Genomic DNA, 16,649 nt, shown 5'->3' with positions numbered 1-16,649 from the left:
AGGTTGGAACATGTTAGCAATTATCATCGGGTTGACCATTGGAGTGGGACTACCGATGCAAACGAGTGTGAATTCCCGTTTGCGGCAGTCGCTAGGTTCGCCGTTTTGGGCCTCGTTTATTTCATTTTTAATTGGCACGCTTTTTCTAGCCGCCATTACATTATTCGAACAGCATACGTTGTTGATTGCTTCAACTGTCATTACAACGCAGCCGGCTTGGTTGTGGTTAGGTGGTCTGTTTGGGGTAGTTTACTTAACCGGTAATATTGTCCTGTTTCCCAAGATTGGGAGTGTTCAAACGGTCATTATGCCCGTCCTCGGCCAAATTCTGGCTGGTTTGTTGATCGATAACTTTGGCTGGTTCCATTCGCCGGTCAGTCAGTTAACACTGGTTCGTGGACTGGGGGCATTACTCGTTTTGGTAGGGGTCATCATCACGGTTGCGGGAAACGATTGGCTGGCCCGAAAAACGGGTCAAGGTGGCTACGAAAGCGTTCTTGAGGCAACACCTAAAGGCAGTCACTTAATGCTATGGCGCTTGTTTGGCGTTTTTGCGGGGATGCTGAGTGCGTCACAAACGGCCATTAACGGTCATCTTGGCCTGGTCTTGAATTCAAAGATTCAGGCCGCCTTCATTTCATTTTTAATTGGGACGGTCGCGTTGGGACTCATTGTGTTAGTGTTGCGCTTGAAGTGGCACTATCAAAGTCCGGCTAACGGTCATAATCCATGGTGGATGTGGATTGGAGGCTTTATTGGGTCGTTTTATATCCTCGGCAACATTTACCTTGTTCCGTTAGTGGGAACGGGGTTAGCCGTCATCATTGTGTTAGTTGGTTTAATGGCTGGGAGCTTGTTGATCGATCAATTTGGTTGGCTCGCTTCGAAACGTAATCCGGTCACATCGATTCAACTGATTGGGTTAGTTGTGATGATTGCCGGTGTTGGGGTTGTTCGACTGCTTTAACGGCAACGACCTAAATGTTAATTTGGAATTAACCGAATAAATCAAAAGGTTGCCTGATCTGATTATCAAAATCGGATGAGGTAGCCTTTTTTGTTACGCTTGTGTCCAGCGATAGTGTGCGAAGTTTGTGAAATTCGGCTTCGTTGGCTCGTTAATCATGGGGGATATTGTGGGCACAACCGGTCGGTCAGAAAATTTGGGCTGGAACGCCGTGGGCACGATTCTGAGCCGGAAAAACACGTCTCAGAATTCGGCCTTTCACTAAGCTGGAAGTTCACCAGCTAAGTGAAATTTCACGGCTGAGCCCAATTTTCTGACCGACCTCTTGTTTGCGGGTTTTCGGCATCGATTACCGCACTCTCGAAAATTTATCATGAAGGGCCAAACTGTCGCACGCTGACAATTGCAAGCATCTCAGCAAGTGTTGAATGGCAACGTAACGACATCGAGTCAGCAGTACGTTCAAGCGAGTTGAGTCAATGTTCAAGATAGACTTGTTCATCGCGGAAATGACGACTACTGAACAATTGTGCTGTTTACCGAGTTAACATCAATCGCTGTCATACTGTAGCATACCGTTCAGTTAAGCACTTGAGATGGTCTACAATAGTGCCGAATTGCGCCAAAGTAAGATTTCGGTAAGCAGCTAGGTGGATGCTGTGTCGCGATGATTGGTGGTTGTTGGCGTTCTTCCGACAACCACCAATCATCGGGGACGAAGTTAAGACTCGCACGGGTTTTGGCGAGGCTTAACTTCGAGGTTTGAGACCGCCCTTTGGCTCAGACCGGCCCCACAGCAGGAACCTAGCCGCTTACCGGAATCGACAGTTCACGCAAATCAAACTTCACAAACTGAACAGAAGAATGTTTACGCTGGACACAAACGACAGTAAAAAACCCCCGAAAACAATTCGAGGGTTTCTTGTAGCTTAGTCTTGTTCCTGATGCCGTTTTCGAACCACACTGTGGCGGTAGCCATAGCTAAAGTAGAAGATCAATCCAATGATCAGCCAGATGAAGAAGGCAATCCAAGTGAAGGCCTTTAGTTCCAACATTAAAATGACACACAAGATAAATGAAATGATGGGTAATACCGGGTAGAACGGTACTCGGAAGGCAGAATCAAGTTGGCTAAATTCAGGATTGCGCCGGAGAAAGACGATCCCAATGGAGACCATCGCAAAAGCGAAGAGGGTCCCGATGTTAACCAATTCCGTGATTTTGTCGATAGGGATAATGCAGGCAAAGACACTCCCTAAAATCCCAAATAACCAAGTGTTGGTGACCGGAACGTGGGTTTTAGGGTTCAATTGACTGAATAATTTAGGCATCAAACCGTCACGGCTGATGGCAAAGACCAACCGGGTCCCACCGTAAAGAAAGACGATCAAAACGGTGGTCATCCCAATGACGGCCCCAAGCGAAACAATCCCAGAAACCCAGTCTTGGTGAATAAAGTGAAGCGCATAGGCAACGGGATCGGCAACGTTTAAGTGGGTGTATTTAACGATTCCAACTAAAACAACCGAGAGTGCAATGTAAAGCGCCGTTGCCAGTAAAAGGGAGCCGATGATACCGATTGGCACGTTGCGTTGCGGGTTCTTAACTTCTTCGGCAGCCGTTGAGACCGCGTCAAACCCGATATAGGCGTAAAAGGCAACCGCCGCACCGGAAACGACACCCTTCATCCCAAATGGTAAGAAGGGATTGTAGTTTTCGGGACGGACGTAGAAGACACCCACGATAATGAATAAAATGATCACCACGATTTTTAAGATGACCATGATGGCGTTGATTCGAGCGGATTCACGAACCCCACCAATCAGCAAGAACGAAATGATCATGATGATCACAAATGCTGGTAGGTCAAAGAACGCGTGGGGCATCCCCGCCGTGCCATAGGCCGCTCGAAGGGCCTCTGGTAAGTAGAGATGAAAGCCCGCTAAGATGTTTTGGAAGTACGATGACCAACTCGCAGCCACCGCTGACACTGAGAATAAGTATTCTGAGACTAATGCCCAACCCAGTATCCAGGCGATAAATTCGCCGAATACTGCATATATGTATGTATACGCACTACCAGCTAAGGGAATTGTTGATGAAAATTCCGAATAACACAGTGCCGCCAGCGAACAAACAACCGCGGCTAAGATGAAGGCGAGAAAGGCGCCAGGACCAGTGTATTTGGCAGCAATGATCCCCGGGGTGATAAAGATCCCCGCACCAACGATGGCCCCTACGCCCATCGTAATCAAACTAAAAGCAGTTAACGACTTTTCCAACCCAGTTTTCTTAAAGATGTCAGTTTTGATATCTTTGCGTAAAAATAGATTGGCATGTTTCTTTCTATCACTCATTTCAAAGATCCTTTCCAATCGGAATAACACCTAATTTTAATGAGCTTGACAGTTAATGTCAATTAATGGCGGCAAATCGCTGTGTTTATGAGAAAATTTTAATCTTAGTGGGACTTGTAACTTCGGGACAGCTGTTATAAACTACTAAAAGTGAGATTACCTTGGGTAGTCGTCGTTCAATGATCAAAGAGGAATTGTGTGGCATACCGTGAGTAGCGAATCTGGGTAGGTGGAAGCCAGGTAACGGTCAGCACAAGGCGCGCTTTGTAGAACGTTTAGTTGAATAGCCTTGAGTGGATAGTTATATCAACAAGAGTGGTACCGCGGGTCGTCTCGTCTCTTACAATGGATCATTGTGGAGAAGAGACTTTTTTTATGCCCACGTCGTCGATACAGAAAATGTCAATTATGAATAGGAGCGCAAACATGGATTACAAACAACTCGTTGCGGATACGTTAGCACCAGCGCTGGCAGATAATCTGTCAGTTACCGATATTTACCAAAAAATTGAACGGCCTAAGGACTCAGCTAAGGGTGATTACGCCTTTCCAGCTTTCACCTTAGCTAAGATCTTCAAGAAGGCGCCACAACAAATTGCTGCTGACATCGTTGATCAAATCGATACGACTCAGTTTGACAAGGTGGAAGTTGCCGGCCCTTATGTGAACTTCTTCTTGGACAAGGCGAACTTCAGTGCTGACATTTTAACTCAAGTGTTAACTGAAGGTGCCGATTACGGTCAAAACGAAAACGGCAACAACGGTAACGTGCCAATCGACATGTCATCACCTAACATTGCCAAGCCAATCTCAATGGGGCACTTGCGGTCAACCGTTATTGGGAACTCGATTGCTGAGATTCTGAAGAAGAACGGCTACAACCCGATCAAGGATAACCACTTGGGTGACTGGGGAACGCAATTTGGGAAGTTGATCACCGCCTACCTGAAGTGGGGCAACGAAGAAGACGTTAAGAAAGACCCAATTTCAAACTTGGTCAAATACTACGTTAAGTTCCATAAAGAAGACGTTGAACATCCAGAATTGGATGACGAAGCGCGTGAATGGTTCAAGAAGCTGGAAGATGGTGATGAAGAAGCGCACCACCTTTGGGCTTGGTTCCGTGAAGAATCATTGAAGGCCTTCAACGCCATTTACGACAAGTTGGGGGTTAAGTTTGACACCTACAATGGTGAAGCGTTCTACAACGATAAGATGCAAGCCGTTGTTGATGAATTAAAAGCAAAGGACTTACTTCATGAATCACAAGGCGCCCAAGTGGTTGATTTGAGCAAATACGACTTGAACCCAGCCTTAATCTTGAAGAGTGACGGTGCTTCCCTTTACATTACACGGGATATTGCAACGGCCGTATACCGTGATAAGACTTATCACCCAGCCATGAACCTCTACGTTGTTGGTTCAGAACAAATGTACTACTTCAAGCAATTGAAGGCCGTATTGACTGAAATGGGCTTAGCTTCAGCTAAGGACTTACACCACATTCCATTTGGTTTGATCACCGTAGATGGTAAGAAGTTGTCAACTCGTTCAGGCCGGATCATCTTGTTGGACGAAGTGTTGGATGATTCCATTGAAATGGCCAAGAAGCAGATTGCTGAAAAGAATCCTGATTTGCCTAACAAGGACGAAGTTGCGAAACAAGTTGGGGTCGGCGCTATTATCTTTGGCGATTTGAAGAACGAACGGATGAACAGTATCGACTTTAACTTGGCCGATCAATTGAAGTTCGAAGGTGAAACTGGCCCATACGTTCAATATGCACACGCCCGGGCAGAAAGCATCTTGCGGAAGGCTAGCGACGTGACGATTCCAGAAACCGGCGCGAAGTTATCCGACCCAGAAGCTTGGGAAACGGTTAAGGCTTTGGCTGACTTCCCAGATACGGTTGTCACTGCCTTGAAGGAATTCGAACCATCTGACATCGCCAAATACTCGATTCGTTTGGCAAAAGCCTTCAACAAGTACTATGCACATTCTAAGATCTTAGCTGACGATGCTGAAAAACCAGCACGTTTGGCTTTGGTTAAGAGTGTCTCAACTGTTTTGAAGGAAGCACTGCGTCTATTGGGCGTTGAAGCACCTGACGAAATGTAATTTAAGGTTGAACTTACGAAAGCGAACTGGCTTGGGCTGGTTCGCTTTTTTTGTTGTCGTTTGTGTCCAGCGTAAGTGTGCGGAGCGAGACGGGTTGAGAGCAGTGTGCAAGGCGACATCGGTGAAGGCGCCCGGGCCTGGCGGGTTTACCGATGTCGCCTTGCATGCAGCTCTCAGTCTCGCGCAGCACCATTCGGCGTGGTGGCCAGAAAGCGCGTGGTTGACAAATTCTTACAACTTCAGGAACCCTGGAAATAACAGTTTAAGCGGCGCCGAATTTTGTATCCTGAGAGCGCCGGTTTTCATGCGGCTTTGGCGAGCGAAGCGACGACAAACAGCCTTCACCCAAATCGCACCCAACACTTACGCTGGACACAAGCGACAGCAATAATCCATCCTCATTATAAGACACCATGATTAATAAAATAATTCTAACTAATGATGTACAAGGCCGTTAAGCCAGTTGAATTCTGTGAAGCCCATCAATTTTAACCACCGATTACCGGTTACTGGTTAGGACGTTATCCATTTTAAGATGAATTTTTATGAAAATAATAACGTTAGGGTAGAAATTGGCCTAGGGTGGGATTGTTAGTGAATAAAACGACTGTCGAATAGTGACTGTCAAATTGATATTCAATATGTTTTGAATACTTATTTAAAAAGGTGCTTTCAATTCATTTTTAATTTTGCTATAATAATCACAGTGTTAGAACAACAAGGGGGCTGCATTAGGAATGAAGAAAAGTATTCGTCAATCGCGAATTGAACAATTAATCAATCAATATCCGATTGGTACGCAAGAAGACCTAATGCGTCATCTAAAAGAAATTGGGATTAAGGCGACGCAAGCAACAATCTCACGAGATATTCGTGAGATGCAGGTAGTCAAAGCCCAAGATGGCCATGGACACTTGCGTTATACAATCTTTAAGCCTGGAAATAAATCAGAAGAAGAACACTTACGTGAAACCATTAATGAAGTGGTAATTGGGTTGACTCGGATCGAATTTATCAACGTGATTAAAACGTTGCCAAGTAACGGCAACCTCTTAGCGGCGATTTTAGACGATTTAAAGTTACCAGAAGTGGTCGGCACGCTTGCCGGACACGATACGATTTTGGTGATTAGTCCGAATGCTGATGTTGCTCAGCAGTTGAACGATGAAATTGCTGAAAACATGAATCCGGATATCGTTCATTAACGATTTTGGTTAACGAAGTGAGCACGTCCATGTCCCGTAACGGGATGCGGGCGTGCTTTTTTAGTGTTAGCAGATCAAAACGGCTGTTTAAGGGTTATTAAAGTTTCGGCGCAGTCAGAGGCGTTCGTCAAAGTTATGATAGAATGAATAGTGCAAATCTTGAAAATGGTTGAGGAGTTTTTTGATGAACAATAATCGGGGAAATCAATATTTTGAGCGATTCCGGGCCTGGTTGGCGCCGTACTATCATCGCTTTAAACGGCGATTAGGTAAGGTCTGGCACCGATACCAGCTGACCCGGTGGCTAATCACGATTGTGTTGGCGGTTGTCTTTATCTTGAGCGCTGTTTTGACGTTCCAAGCAAAAACCGCCAACGTTGGTGATTTAAAGGCCCAACTTGAAAAAACCACCTATATTTATGATAAAAAGAATCAGCGAGCGGGGTCGTTGTATGCGCAAAAGGGGACCTATGTGTCGCTTGATCATATTTCGACGAACGTTCAAAAAGCGGTTATTTCAACTGAAGACCGGAACTTTTATCACGAGTACGGGTTTTCAGTTAAGGGGATTGCGCGGGCGTTTTTCCTGTTAGCCAAGAATAAGCTGCTGCACCGCAACTACATTAGTGGTGGTGGGAGTACGCTGACGCAACAGTTAGTGAAAAACGCGTATTTGACGCAGGAACAGACCTTTACGCGAAAGCTCAAGGAACTTTTCTTATCGGTTGAAGTTGAGAACGTTTATACTAAGAAAGATATTTTATCGATGTACCTGAATAACGCTTACTTCGGCAATGGTGTTTGGGGCGTCCAAGACGCAGCTGAAAAATACTTCGGGACCTCGGCGGCCAACTTAACCGTGCCACAAGCAGCGGTGTTGGCAGGCATGTTGACGTCACCAAGCGGCTATAATCCAATTGACCACCCACAGGCCGCTAAGGAACGGCGTAACACCGTGCTGGGGCTGATGGCTGAAACTGGTGCAATCACCGAACAGCAGGCGAAGGCTTACCAGCAGACAGCCGTGGTGACTAGTGATACCTATCAATATAATGATTCGTACCGGTATCCTTACTACTTCGACGCTGTGATCAATGAAGCGATTTCGAAGTATGGGTTAACGGAGTCTGAAATTATGAATCATGGGTATAAAATTTATACTTACCTAGATCAGAATTATCAATCCAGTTTACAGACTAACTTTAAGAACAGTTATTTGTTCCCGCAAAATGCCGCCGATGGAACGAAGGTTCAAGCGGCTTCAGTTGCCTTGAATCCCAATAACGGTGGGGTGATGGCCGTTGTTGGTGGCCGTGGGAAGCACGTGTTCCGAGGCTATAACCGAGCAACCCAGATTACGCGTCAACCGGGTTCAACCATTAAGCCAATCGCAGTTTACACGCCGGCACTGGAAAACGGGTATTTCTACGATTCGATGTTACAGGATAAGAAAACGTCGTATGGGACCAATCACTATACGCCGAAAAACTATAACAATGTGTACTCGGGTAAAGTGCCGATGTATACCGCGTTGGCGCAGAGTATGAACGCGCCAGCGGTGTGGTTATTGAATAAAATTGGTGTTGATAAAGGCTACCAGTCCGTTAAAAAGTTTGGACTACCTGTCACTAAATCCGACAAAAACTTAGCGTTAGCCCTTGGTGGGTTAAGCGAAGGCGTTTCACCACAACAGTTAGCGGGTGCTTACTCAGCCTTTGCAAACGATGGGGAACGCACTGAACCGCACTACATCCGTAAAATCGTGGATGCCAACGGCAACGTTGTTGTCAGCAATCCGGATGTCACGTCGACTCGCGTGATGTCATCTAAAGTTGCCAAACAGATGACGAGTATGATGCTTGGCGTCTTCAATAGTGGGACTGGCGCCACTGCCAAACCGTACGGCTACTCAGTTGCCGGCAAGACTGGGAGTACTGAAGCCGATGCAACGGGTGATGGTGATGCGACTCGGGATAAGTGGATCGTGGGTTACACCCCGGATGTAGTCTTGGCGACCTGGGAAGGATTTGACAACACCAACCAAAATCATCACTTGGAAAATCTAAGTGGTACGGGGGTTGGACCACTGTTTAAGACCGAGATGGAAGAGATTTTGCCGTACACGAAGCAGACCTCGTTTAACGTGAAGGATGCCTCGACCTTGGCCAAAGCTCAGCAATCGGACTCCAGTTTCTGGGATAACGTGACCAACGGTGCATCATCCGTCGGTGATCAAGTTAAACAGGGCGTTAATAACGCCGCAGATACCGTTAAGCGGTGGTGGGATGATGCGTTTGGTAATTAGTGTCTCACTTAGGCTTTGACCAGCTGAATTTTAACCAGCCGGCATTGTGAAGTGCCCCTTAGCCATGATACAATGATTGAATGAACTGACAGGAGGAATCTGACACATGGCAGATATTTTAGCAACGGCCGGCGAACTACGCGACCAATTAGCAAGTTCCGAAGAATTTACGGCGTTAAAGGCCGCTTACGACGCAATGAAGGCGGACCAAACCGCTTACGACTTATTTAAGGACTTCCAAACGGTCCAACTCGATCTGCAACAAAAGCAGATGCAAGGCCAACAATTAAGTGAAGACGACATGAAGCACGCTCAAGAGCTTGCTAACAAGGTCGGCGAAACTGACTTGATCAAGGCTTTGATGGACCATGAAAAGGGCGTTAACGACTTATTAGCTAAGTTGAACGCTGAAATTACGAAACCAATTCAAGATCTTTACCGGAACTAATTTTTAGTAGCGGTCATTAGACTTGGAGTGAACATGGAAACGTCGAAGTCGTTGGCTTCGGCGTTTTTTTAGGAGAGAAAACGTGAAATTCATTCATGCAGCTGACTTACATTTAGACAGTCCCTTTCGGGGATTAAGTGATTTACCTGCGGCAGTGAAGCAACGGGTCTATCAGGCGCCCTTTACGGCGACCCAACGGTTAGTGGATCGCGCCATTAAAGAACGGGTTGATTTTGTTGTTTTAGTTGGGGATCTCTTTGACCGGGATACACAAAGTGTGCAGGCCCAACTCTTTTTACGGGATCAACTCCAGCGATTGGTTGATGCCGGCATTGGCGTTTATCTGAGTTATGGCAATCATGATTATCTGACCGAACAATCAACGTTGAGTTTGCCCAATGGTGTGACGGTATTTGGCCCAGAAGTGACTACGGCAGAGTTCACCACGGTGGATCAACAGCGAGTTGCGATTAGTGGGTTTAGTTATGATCAACGTTGGTTAACAACGGATCGAGTGGCTGAATTTCCAGATCGTTTAGATGTTGATTTTCAGATTGGCATGCTCCACGGGGCGGTTCGAACTGGCGCTCAGGATCAATACGCACCGTTTACAGTGGCTGAGCTACAGGCTAAGCGCTATGATTACTGGGCGTTGGGTCATATCCACCAGCAACAGGCGCTTTCAATGACACCACCCATTATTTATGCGGGGGCGATTCAAGGTCGACACCAAAATGAAACGGGTACCCATGGCTTTCAATTGGTTGAAAGTTCGGGCCAGCGACTGGTGCCAACCTACATTCCGGCGGACGATGTGACTTGGCTAACGGTGTCAGTCTCAGCTGAACCAGAGATGACTGATGACGCGTTACAGACAGCGGTGTTGATGCGGTTAGCACAGTTACCGACCTCCCAGCTACAGTTGGTAACGTTGATGATTACTAATGTTGAGGCCTTAAATGAGGGTGTGTTATCACGGCTAAATGACGGCACGTGGCTCGCACGGCTTAACCATACTCAGACGGGGCAATCACCAATTACGGCCTGGGTCGTCGAAGTGACGCCGCAACCAAGTGAGGCAACGATTCAGTACAGTCAGTTGGATGCTGCGTTTTGGGACGACGCTGCGCAAACGGTTTTTGACGCAACGACCATTGAAGCCACGGCGGGAAAATTGATGCAGTATCCGTTTTTGGCTCGACATCTGCAAGACACCGACACCCAAACTAAGATTCAGCAGCGGGTCCGCAGTAGTTTATTGGCGCAATCACGACTGGAGGCGACGCAACGTGCAGATCACGACGATTAAGATTTACGGCTTTGGCCAATTTCACGAAACAACGGTTAAGCTTAACCGTCAATTTCAACTGATCTATGGCCCAAATGAGGCCGGTAAATCAACGTTGGTGGCCTTTATTGCGAGTTTGTTATTTGGATTTGAGACGGCTAAGCACCGATATGCGATGTATCAACCTAAAAGCGGGGCGTTGTACGGTGGTGAACTGACATTTAAGCATCATGACCATGACTATTGGCTGAAGAGGGTTGCGGGTCCTCATGGTGGTACCGTGACGTTTCGAGATTTAACGGCGGATGTGACGCTTGATAAGGGTGCCTTAACCGACCTGTTAAGACCAGTTGATAAAGCACTGTTTTACCAAATTTTTTGCTTTGGCGAACGGGAGTTACAGGCGGTCGATCAATTGGATCGGTTTGAGTTAGTTCAGCGCATTCAACGAATTGGTGCCGTTGGTAGTGATAATTGGATTGGCCTGACAAAGCAGTTAGCACGTGAATCAGATGCGCTATATAAACCCAGAGGACGGGTACAACCGTTAGCTAAATTACTGCGGGAGTATGACGCGTTAACTCAAGAGGTTCAAACTGCTAAACAGGCGTATCAAAGTTACCAAAAATTACTGGCACTACAAGCAGAAGGTGAAACGGCGCTCGCAGAATTTCAGCAACAGGTGGTTGATCAACAGCAAAAACTAGCCGAACTTCAGCAACTTGTGACAAGTTATCCGGACTTTGTGACCTATCAGCAACTGATGCAACAAACGGATTCAACTAGTCATCGCCTTTCAACTGCTGATTGGCAGACGTTTACTAAATTGACGGCACAACGAAATCAGTTGCGGTCGGCCTTAGATCAAACTGAAGTTGCACTCGCTGACTCGGAGACAGCCCAACCTGATTCTGAGGTGATGGCTGTTTATCAAGCCCATCAATCACAAATTAAAACCCTTGCGGCCCAGCTGCCAGAACTTCGAGAATTGACGAACACGGCAACGACTCAAGAAGCCCAACAGTTGGCGTCATTTCGTCAACGTTATGGTGAGCAAGTCGTGATGGCACGCCCATTTAGTGCAATTGATCAACCACGAATCAGTCGGTTGATTGCGGCCCAGCAGGCGAACCAAACGAAGCAAGCGGCTATCGAACAACAACGACGAGACCATCAACAGACCTTCTCGCGCTTGAGTGATCAAGCGACGGCTAGTCGGGGTGGTATTTCAGTAAAATGGCTCGGTGCGGGCGTGGTAATTGCGTTGTTATCAGTTTTGATTTTGACGGGCTGGTTAAAATCCTTGGGCGGGGTTGCTGGGCTACTGGTTGCCGCCTACGGGATCTTTCACCCAATGCTACAACAAAATGGCCAGTCAGCAATTGATGCGCAGCTGACTTTGCTCTCACGTCAGTTAGATGGTGATCGCCAGCAGTTAGGTGATTTAGCGAGCGAGTTAGCTGAACTGACAACGCAATTAACTGAGGTTGAACGTCACTACCAGTTGGGCGCTTACCCTGTTGATCAGTGGCTGGCGATGCAAGCAGACCTTCAGCAAGTGAGTCAGTTGCAGCGGACGATTGTGCGACGGCAACAGCAGCGACAAAGTGGTGATGAGGAATTACAACGTTACTTTGAACAGTGGCAGTTTGCAGCACCAGTTTTACAATTGCAGGGAACGGCCGCGCAAAAGTTAATGCAGATCACGAACTTCGTGGCAACTGCTGAGGATCAGGTTAATCGCAGTCAAGCGCAAGTGAGTGAACGTCAACGACTTCAACACGTTCAACAGGATTATCAGCAACAGCTAACGGCTAGTCAAAAAACGTTGCAGGCATTCTTAAAGACGGCTAACGTGACAACTACCGAAGCGTTTGAACGACAATATCAGGCGAGTCAGCAAGCACAACAACGTGAAACCCAACTGACAGCGATCAAACAGCGGTTATCTGAGTCTCAGCGACAACGATTAGTACAGTTTGATTCGGTTGAAGCGATTGAGGCCGAGGTTGAAACGGCCAGGACGCAACTTCAAAGCTTAATGACCAAACGAGATGGTCAACTTAAACAACAGAGTGAACGCGCCTTTGCAATTGAAAAGAAGGGGCATAGTGCGGCTTACCAGCAACTACTCCAACGTCGAGCGGACCTTGAAGCTGAAATTGAGCGGATGACGGATGATTGGCTGACCAATCAGTTATTGATCAAATGGATCGATCAAACCTTAGTTAATGCGTCTCAGGGGCGCCAACCACAGATTTTGAAGGCCGTTCAGCAGTTCTTTGCCGTTCTGACAGATCAACGGTATGATCAGGTGACTTTCACGGATGAAACGGTTCAGGTTACCCGTAAGGACGGCATCGTGTTTGACGTGGGTGAACTTTCCAGTGGAACTGCGGAACAGCTATACGTGGCACTTCGATTGGCCTTTACCCAGGTGATGGCCGATCAGATTCAACTGCCGATGATCGTTGACGATAGTTTTGTTAACTTTGATCGTCAGCGAACAGCGCGAGCGGTTAAACTGTTGACCGAAATGGGTAATGGTCAAGTCTTGTATTTAACAGCCAACGCTGATAATTTAGCGTTCGTTGCGGCAGATCAAACTTTGAATCTAACGGATTTGGCGGTAAAATAAGGAGAACGTAAAGGGGGGCGCTATTATGGCGGAAGAAAAACAATTAATGACGTTTGCGGTTGGCGAACAGATGAACCTAATGGCACTATTGAAGAGTGTCACGGTTCGGGTTGCTAAGAACGGCAAACAGTACTTAGACCTAACGTTTGAAGACCGGTCTGGTGAAATTACCGGTAAGTTTTGGGACGCAAGTGATGACGACGTCAAACGCTACCAAGCGGGGCGAGTGGTCCGGTTAACCGGTAAGCGAGAAACTTATCAAGGATCACCACAGGTAAAAATTTTAAGCTTGCGGCTGGCCAACGCTGATGAGCAAAACGACCCATCAGAGTTCGTGGTTCACGCACCATTAAAAGCGGCCGATATGGAAGAAGAAATCAACCAAGTGATTTTTGAAATCACCGATCAGGTTTGGAATCGAATCGTTCGGTTGTTATTATCCAAACACCGGGAGGCCTTCTTTACTTATCCAGCAGCCAAACGCAATCACCATGCGTTCGAAGGTGGTTTGGCCTATCACACGATTTCGATTTTACGGCTGGCACACAACGTTGTTGCTCAGTATCCAACCATTAACGCACCGTTGCTGTATGCTGGCGCGATTCTTCACGATTTAGGCAAGGTAATCGAACTTTCAGGACCAGTTTCGACGACGTATACCGTTGAAGGTAATTTACTGGGGCATATTAGCATTGTTGATGGTGAAATCGTCTCAGCCTGCAACGAACTGAAATTTGATTTAAATAGCGAACCAGTCGTGTTATTGCGGCATATGATTTTAGCCCATCACGGATTGTTGGAATATGGGTCACCTGTTCGACCACGGTTATTGGAAGCGGAGGTCTTGCATCAACTGGACGAATTAGATGCGTCAATCATGATGCTGACGGATGCCACTGAAAAAACGGCACCGGGTGAGTTCGGTGAACGGCTCTTTGCGATGGATGGCCGATCGTTTTACCGACCAAAAGAAAATGAATAGTAAAATGCAGCTCGATTAACCTTCGAGCTGCATTTTTTTGTGCTTTCATTTGTGTCCAGCGTAAGCATATTGCGGTTTAGTTTGTGAAGTGCGGTGATTTGCGTAAACTGTCGATTCCGGTAGCCAGCCAGGTTCCTGCTGTGGGGCCGGCCTGAGCCAAAGGGCGGTCTCAGTCCTCGAATTTCAGCCTCGCCAAAACCCATGCGAGTCTGAAATTCGTCCCCGATAATTGGCGGTTGTTGGAAAATCGCCAACAACCACCAATTATCGCGACACAGCATACACCTGGCCGGCTACCTCCATCTCACATTGCGCAATTTGGCGCTATTGCAGATCATCTCAAGCGCTTAACTGAACGAATTACGACAGAATTGATCATCAGTCAACGCTTCAGAATCGCAACGGATGTTTGGGTGTCAACGTAATAGATCCGCGCAAACGTGATGCACGACTGGTAGATTTAGTATCACGTATCACGCAATCGTTGATTCATTGCGGTTACTGAACATTGACCACGATTATTTTCGCGTATTGGGCTACCCATTCAACGTTGTCATTCCGCAGTTTCGTCAACTTCAGAATGTGACAATTAGCTGTTCTGGTCGGCTGTAGCGCACCACGGTAGCGGGAGGCGGAGGCGCGCGGGGCTCAGCAGTGTCGGTATGACTTGGGCAGTCGTGCCCCGTGGGGTTCGGGGTGCGAGTGCCCTAGTCATACGCGGGTCCGGAGAGATCCGGCATGGGCGTTTTTTGCCCATTCCTAGCTCGTAGGCCCGCCACTGCGTTCCAGCCTCGCATAGCGCCGGAGCCTCCCGCGGCATTCTTCCACAATGTAACCCATGATTAACGCGCAAACGAAGCCAAATTTCACAAACTCCGCACACTTACGCTGGACACAAGCAACAGCGCAAATAAAGCAAACAAAAAAAGGAATCGGACAAATGCCGGTTCCTTTTATTATCTGGTACAAGATTACTTAGATGATGACTTCTTTGAAGATGAGCTGCTAGTCAAGTAGTCGGCCAAAACGTTTTGTAATTGGCTATCCTTGATTGAAACGTTACCCTTCTTCAAGACCTTAGAAACGACGCTCTTCAAAGTAGCGCTGTCGTTCATCCGGTTGTCGTAGATTTGAGCCTTAAGTTCTTTTTCGTGTTGCTTATAAGTCCCTTTACCAGGATTGTTATCCATCTTGATAATGTGGTAACCATATGAGGTCTTCACTGGGGTAGTGGTGTAGTCACCGGTCTTCAACTTGAAGGCAGCCTTCTTAAAGGTTGAATCCAAAGTTGTATCGGTGTTATCAAAGGCGGCTAACTTACCACCCTTGTTCTTGGTAGCTGTATCAGTCGAGTACTTCTTAGCCAATGAGGCAAAGCTCTTGCCGGCCTTCAATTGCTTGATGACCGTTTCGGCAGTAGACTTCTTAGAAACTAAGATGTGTGAGACCGTAACTTTTGGTTCATACTTCTTAAATTGCTTTTGCAGTTGCGCGTCAGTAACCTTGGTGTCGGCCTTAACGGCTTCCTTAAGAAGTAAGTTACTGCGGATCTGTTCTTTCAGTTGTGAAGCGGTCATACCGCTTTGAGAAAGGACACTGCTGAATGAAGAGCCGTATTCCTTCTTGTAGGCGTTGTATTGCTTAGTTACAGCTGATTTTTCAACTTTGTCACCGAATTGCTTTTCGAGGACCTTGTTTAAAATCATTTGTTGTAAGACTTGCTTACCACTAGAAGTGTTCTTCAAGCTACTGTAAAATTGATCTTCCGTAATTTTACCACCTGAAGTTGTGGCAACCGTTTTGCTGCCACAGGCTGCTAATGTTAAGCTCAACATAACACCAGCAAGTGCAATGAACCATTTTTTCATTCCGAAAACACATCCATTTCTATAAAATTGTTTGACCCGTTGGGACATTCCTACTTAATATAACATAAACCCTTCCGAAAGTTCATGTATAATCAGAACTTAATAAAAATTGAAATAGTTTTGTCATGTTAATTGACGGAATCATCATGATTGAACCGATCGGTGTGTTGCGAAATGATATCCAGGTGGGGTTGAATCTTAAATTGAAATTGATCAACGTCCTTTTTGATATCATCGATCACCGGTTGGGTTCGGTCCAACTCCGTTTGGAATCGATCTAACGCCGATTTAAACGCGGCTTGCTTTTCTTGGAAAACACTAGCGGCCGCCTGTTTATCTTGAACGAACTTGGCGGTGTTTTTTACGAAGGCAGCCGGGGTCTGTTTGGTATCAATTAGATGCCAGGCAAAGGCTACACCAGCGGTGAGTAGGGTCGTCGTGAAAAAACGTTTCATTATCATTACCTCCAATTG

At 46.7% G+C, this 16,649-nt stretch carries 11 protein-coding genes; 8 read left to right on the top strand and 3 right to left on the bottom strand.

The window, feature by feature from the left end:
* Positions 1-10 precede the first annotated feature (10 nt).
* Positions 11-967 (top strand): DMT family transporter, encoded by a 957-nt coding sequence (locus tag ACYVR3_RS04770; RefSeq protein WP_057152358.1) that lies wholly within the window; start codon positions 11-13, stop codon positions 965-967.
* 929 nt (positions 968-1,896) lie between these two features.
* Here ACYVR3_RS04770 and ACYVR3_RS04765 read toward each other — a convergent pair.
* A complete protein-coding gene (locus ACYVR3_RS04765; protein ID WP_054734243.1) occupies positions 1,897-3,324 on the bottom strand; it encodes an APC family permease in 1,428 nt (475 codons plus the stop codon).
* Between the two features lie 426 nt (positions 3,325-3,750).
* Between ACYVR3_RS04765 and argS the strand changes: the two genes are divergently transcribed.
* The 7 genes from argS (at position 3,751) to ACYVR3_RS04730 (ending at position 14,308) form a co-directional block, all read left to right on the top strand.
* Entirely contained in the window at positions 3,751-5,442 is a 1,692-nt protein-coding gene (gene argS, locus ACYVR3_RS04760; RefSeq protein WP_461243317.1) for an arginine--tRNA ligase, read from the top strand.
* Between the two features lie 737 nt (positions 5,443-6,179).
* Entirely contained in the window at positions 6,180-6,647 is a 468-nt protein-coding gene (gene argR, locus ACYVR3_RS04755) for an arginine repressor (protein WP_054734099.1), read from the top strand.
* A 184-nt stretch (positions 6,648-6,831) separates the two neighbouring features.
* On the top strand, positions 6,832-8,952 hold the full coding sequence (locus ACYVR3_RS04750; RefSeq protein ID WP_461243316.1) for a PBP1A family penicillin-binding protein: 2,121 nt from the start codon (positions 6,832-6,834) through the stop codon (positions 8,950-8,952).
* Positions 8,953-9,058: 106 nt separating this feature from the next.
* Positions 9,059-9,400, top strand: coding sequence for a YlbF family regulator (locus ACYVR3_RS04745; RefSeq protein ID WP_054734096.1), 342 nt, complete (start codon positions 9,059-9,061; stop codon positions 9,398-9,400).
* Between the two features lie 82 nt (positions 9,401-9,482).
* A complete protein-coding gene (locus tag ACYVR3_RS04740; RefSeq protein ID WP_461243315.1) occupies positions 9,483-10,709 on the top strand; it encodes a metallophosphoesterase family protein in 1,227 nt (408 codons plus the stop codon).
* Positions 10,690-13,326 (top strand): ATP-binding protein, encoded by a 2,637-nt coding sequence (locus ACYVR3_RS04735; RefSeq protein ID WP_461243314.1) that lies wholly within the window; start codon positions 10,690-10,692, stop codon positions 13,324-13,326. The genes ACYVR3_RS04740 and ACYVR3_RS04735 overlap by 20 nt, the downstream gene beginning before the upstream one ends.
* A 25-nt stretch (positions 13,327-13,351) precedes the next feature.
* Positions 13,352-14,308, top strand: coding sequence for a 3'-5' exoribonuclease YhaM family protein (locus ACYVR3_RS04730; protein ID WP_461243313.1), 957 nt, complete (start codon positions 13,352-13,354; stop codon positions 14,306-14,308).
* Between the two features lie 971 nt (positions 14,309-15,279).
* On the opposite strand, the gene ACYVR3_RS04725 is transcribed toward ACYVR3_RS04730, so the two are convergent.
* Positions 15,280-16,176 carry a peptidylprolyl isomerase PrsA gene (locus ACYVR3_RS04725; RefSeq protein WP_054736855.1) on the bottom strand — a complete coding sequence of 299 codons (897 nt, stop codon included), beginning with the start codon at positions 16,174-16,176 and terminating at the stop codon, positions 15,280-15,282.
* A 128-nt stretch (positions 16,177-16,304) separates the two neighbouring features.
* A complete protein-coding gene (locus tag ACYVR3_RS04720) occupies positions 16,305-16,631 on the bottom strand; it encodes a hypothetical protein (protein WP_461243312.1) in 327 nt (108 codons plus the stop codon).
* Positions 16,632-16,649: the final 18 nt, after the last annotated feature.

This window comes from Secundilactobacillus muriivasis (assembly GCF_054785195.1).
This window is presented reverse-complemented; position numbering and strand designations above follow the sequence as displayed.

Bases quoted from the DNA above. Each gene is read 5' to 3' on its own strand.
- ACYVR3_RS04720 (WP_461243312.1), bottom strand. From the start codon at position 16,631: ATGAAACGTTTTTTCACGACGACCCTACTCACCGCTGGTGTAGCCTTT.
- ACYVR3_RS04750 (WP_461243316.1), top strand. From the start codon at position 6,832: ATGAACAATAATCGGGGAAATCAATATTTTGAGCGATTCCGGGCCTGG.
- ACYVR3_RS04765 (WP_054734243.1), bottom strand. From the start codon at position 3,324: ATGAGTGATAGAAAGAAACATGCCAATCTATTTTTACGCAAAGATATC.
- ACYVR3_RS04730 (WP_461243313.1), top strand. From the start codon at position 13,352: ATGGCGGAAGAAAAACAATTAATGACGTTTGCGGTTGGCGAACAGATG.
- argR (WP_054734099.1), top strand. From the start codon at position 6,180: ATGAAGAAAAGTATTCGTCAATCGCGAATTGAACAATTAATCAATCAA.
- ACYVR3_RS04745 (WP_054734096.1), top strand. From the start codon at position 9,059: ATGGCAGATATTTTAGCAACGGCCGGCGAACTACGCGACCAATTAGCA.
- argS (WP_461243317.1), top strand. From the start codon at position 3,751: ATGGATTACAAACAACTCGTTGCGGATACGTTAGCACCAGCGCTGGCA.
- ACYVR3_RS04725 (WP_054736855.1), bottom strand. From the start codon at position 16,176: ATGAAAAAATGGTTCATTGCACTTGCTGGTGTTATGTTGAGCTTAACA.
- ACYVR3_RS04770 (WP_057152358.1), top strand. From the start codon at position 11: ATGTTAGCAATTATCATCGGGTTGACCATTGGAGTGGGACTACCGATG.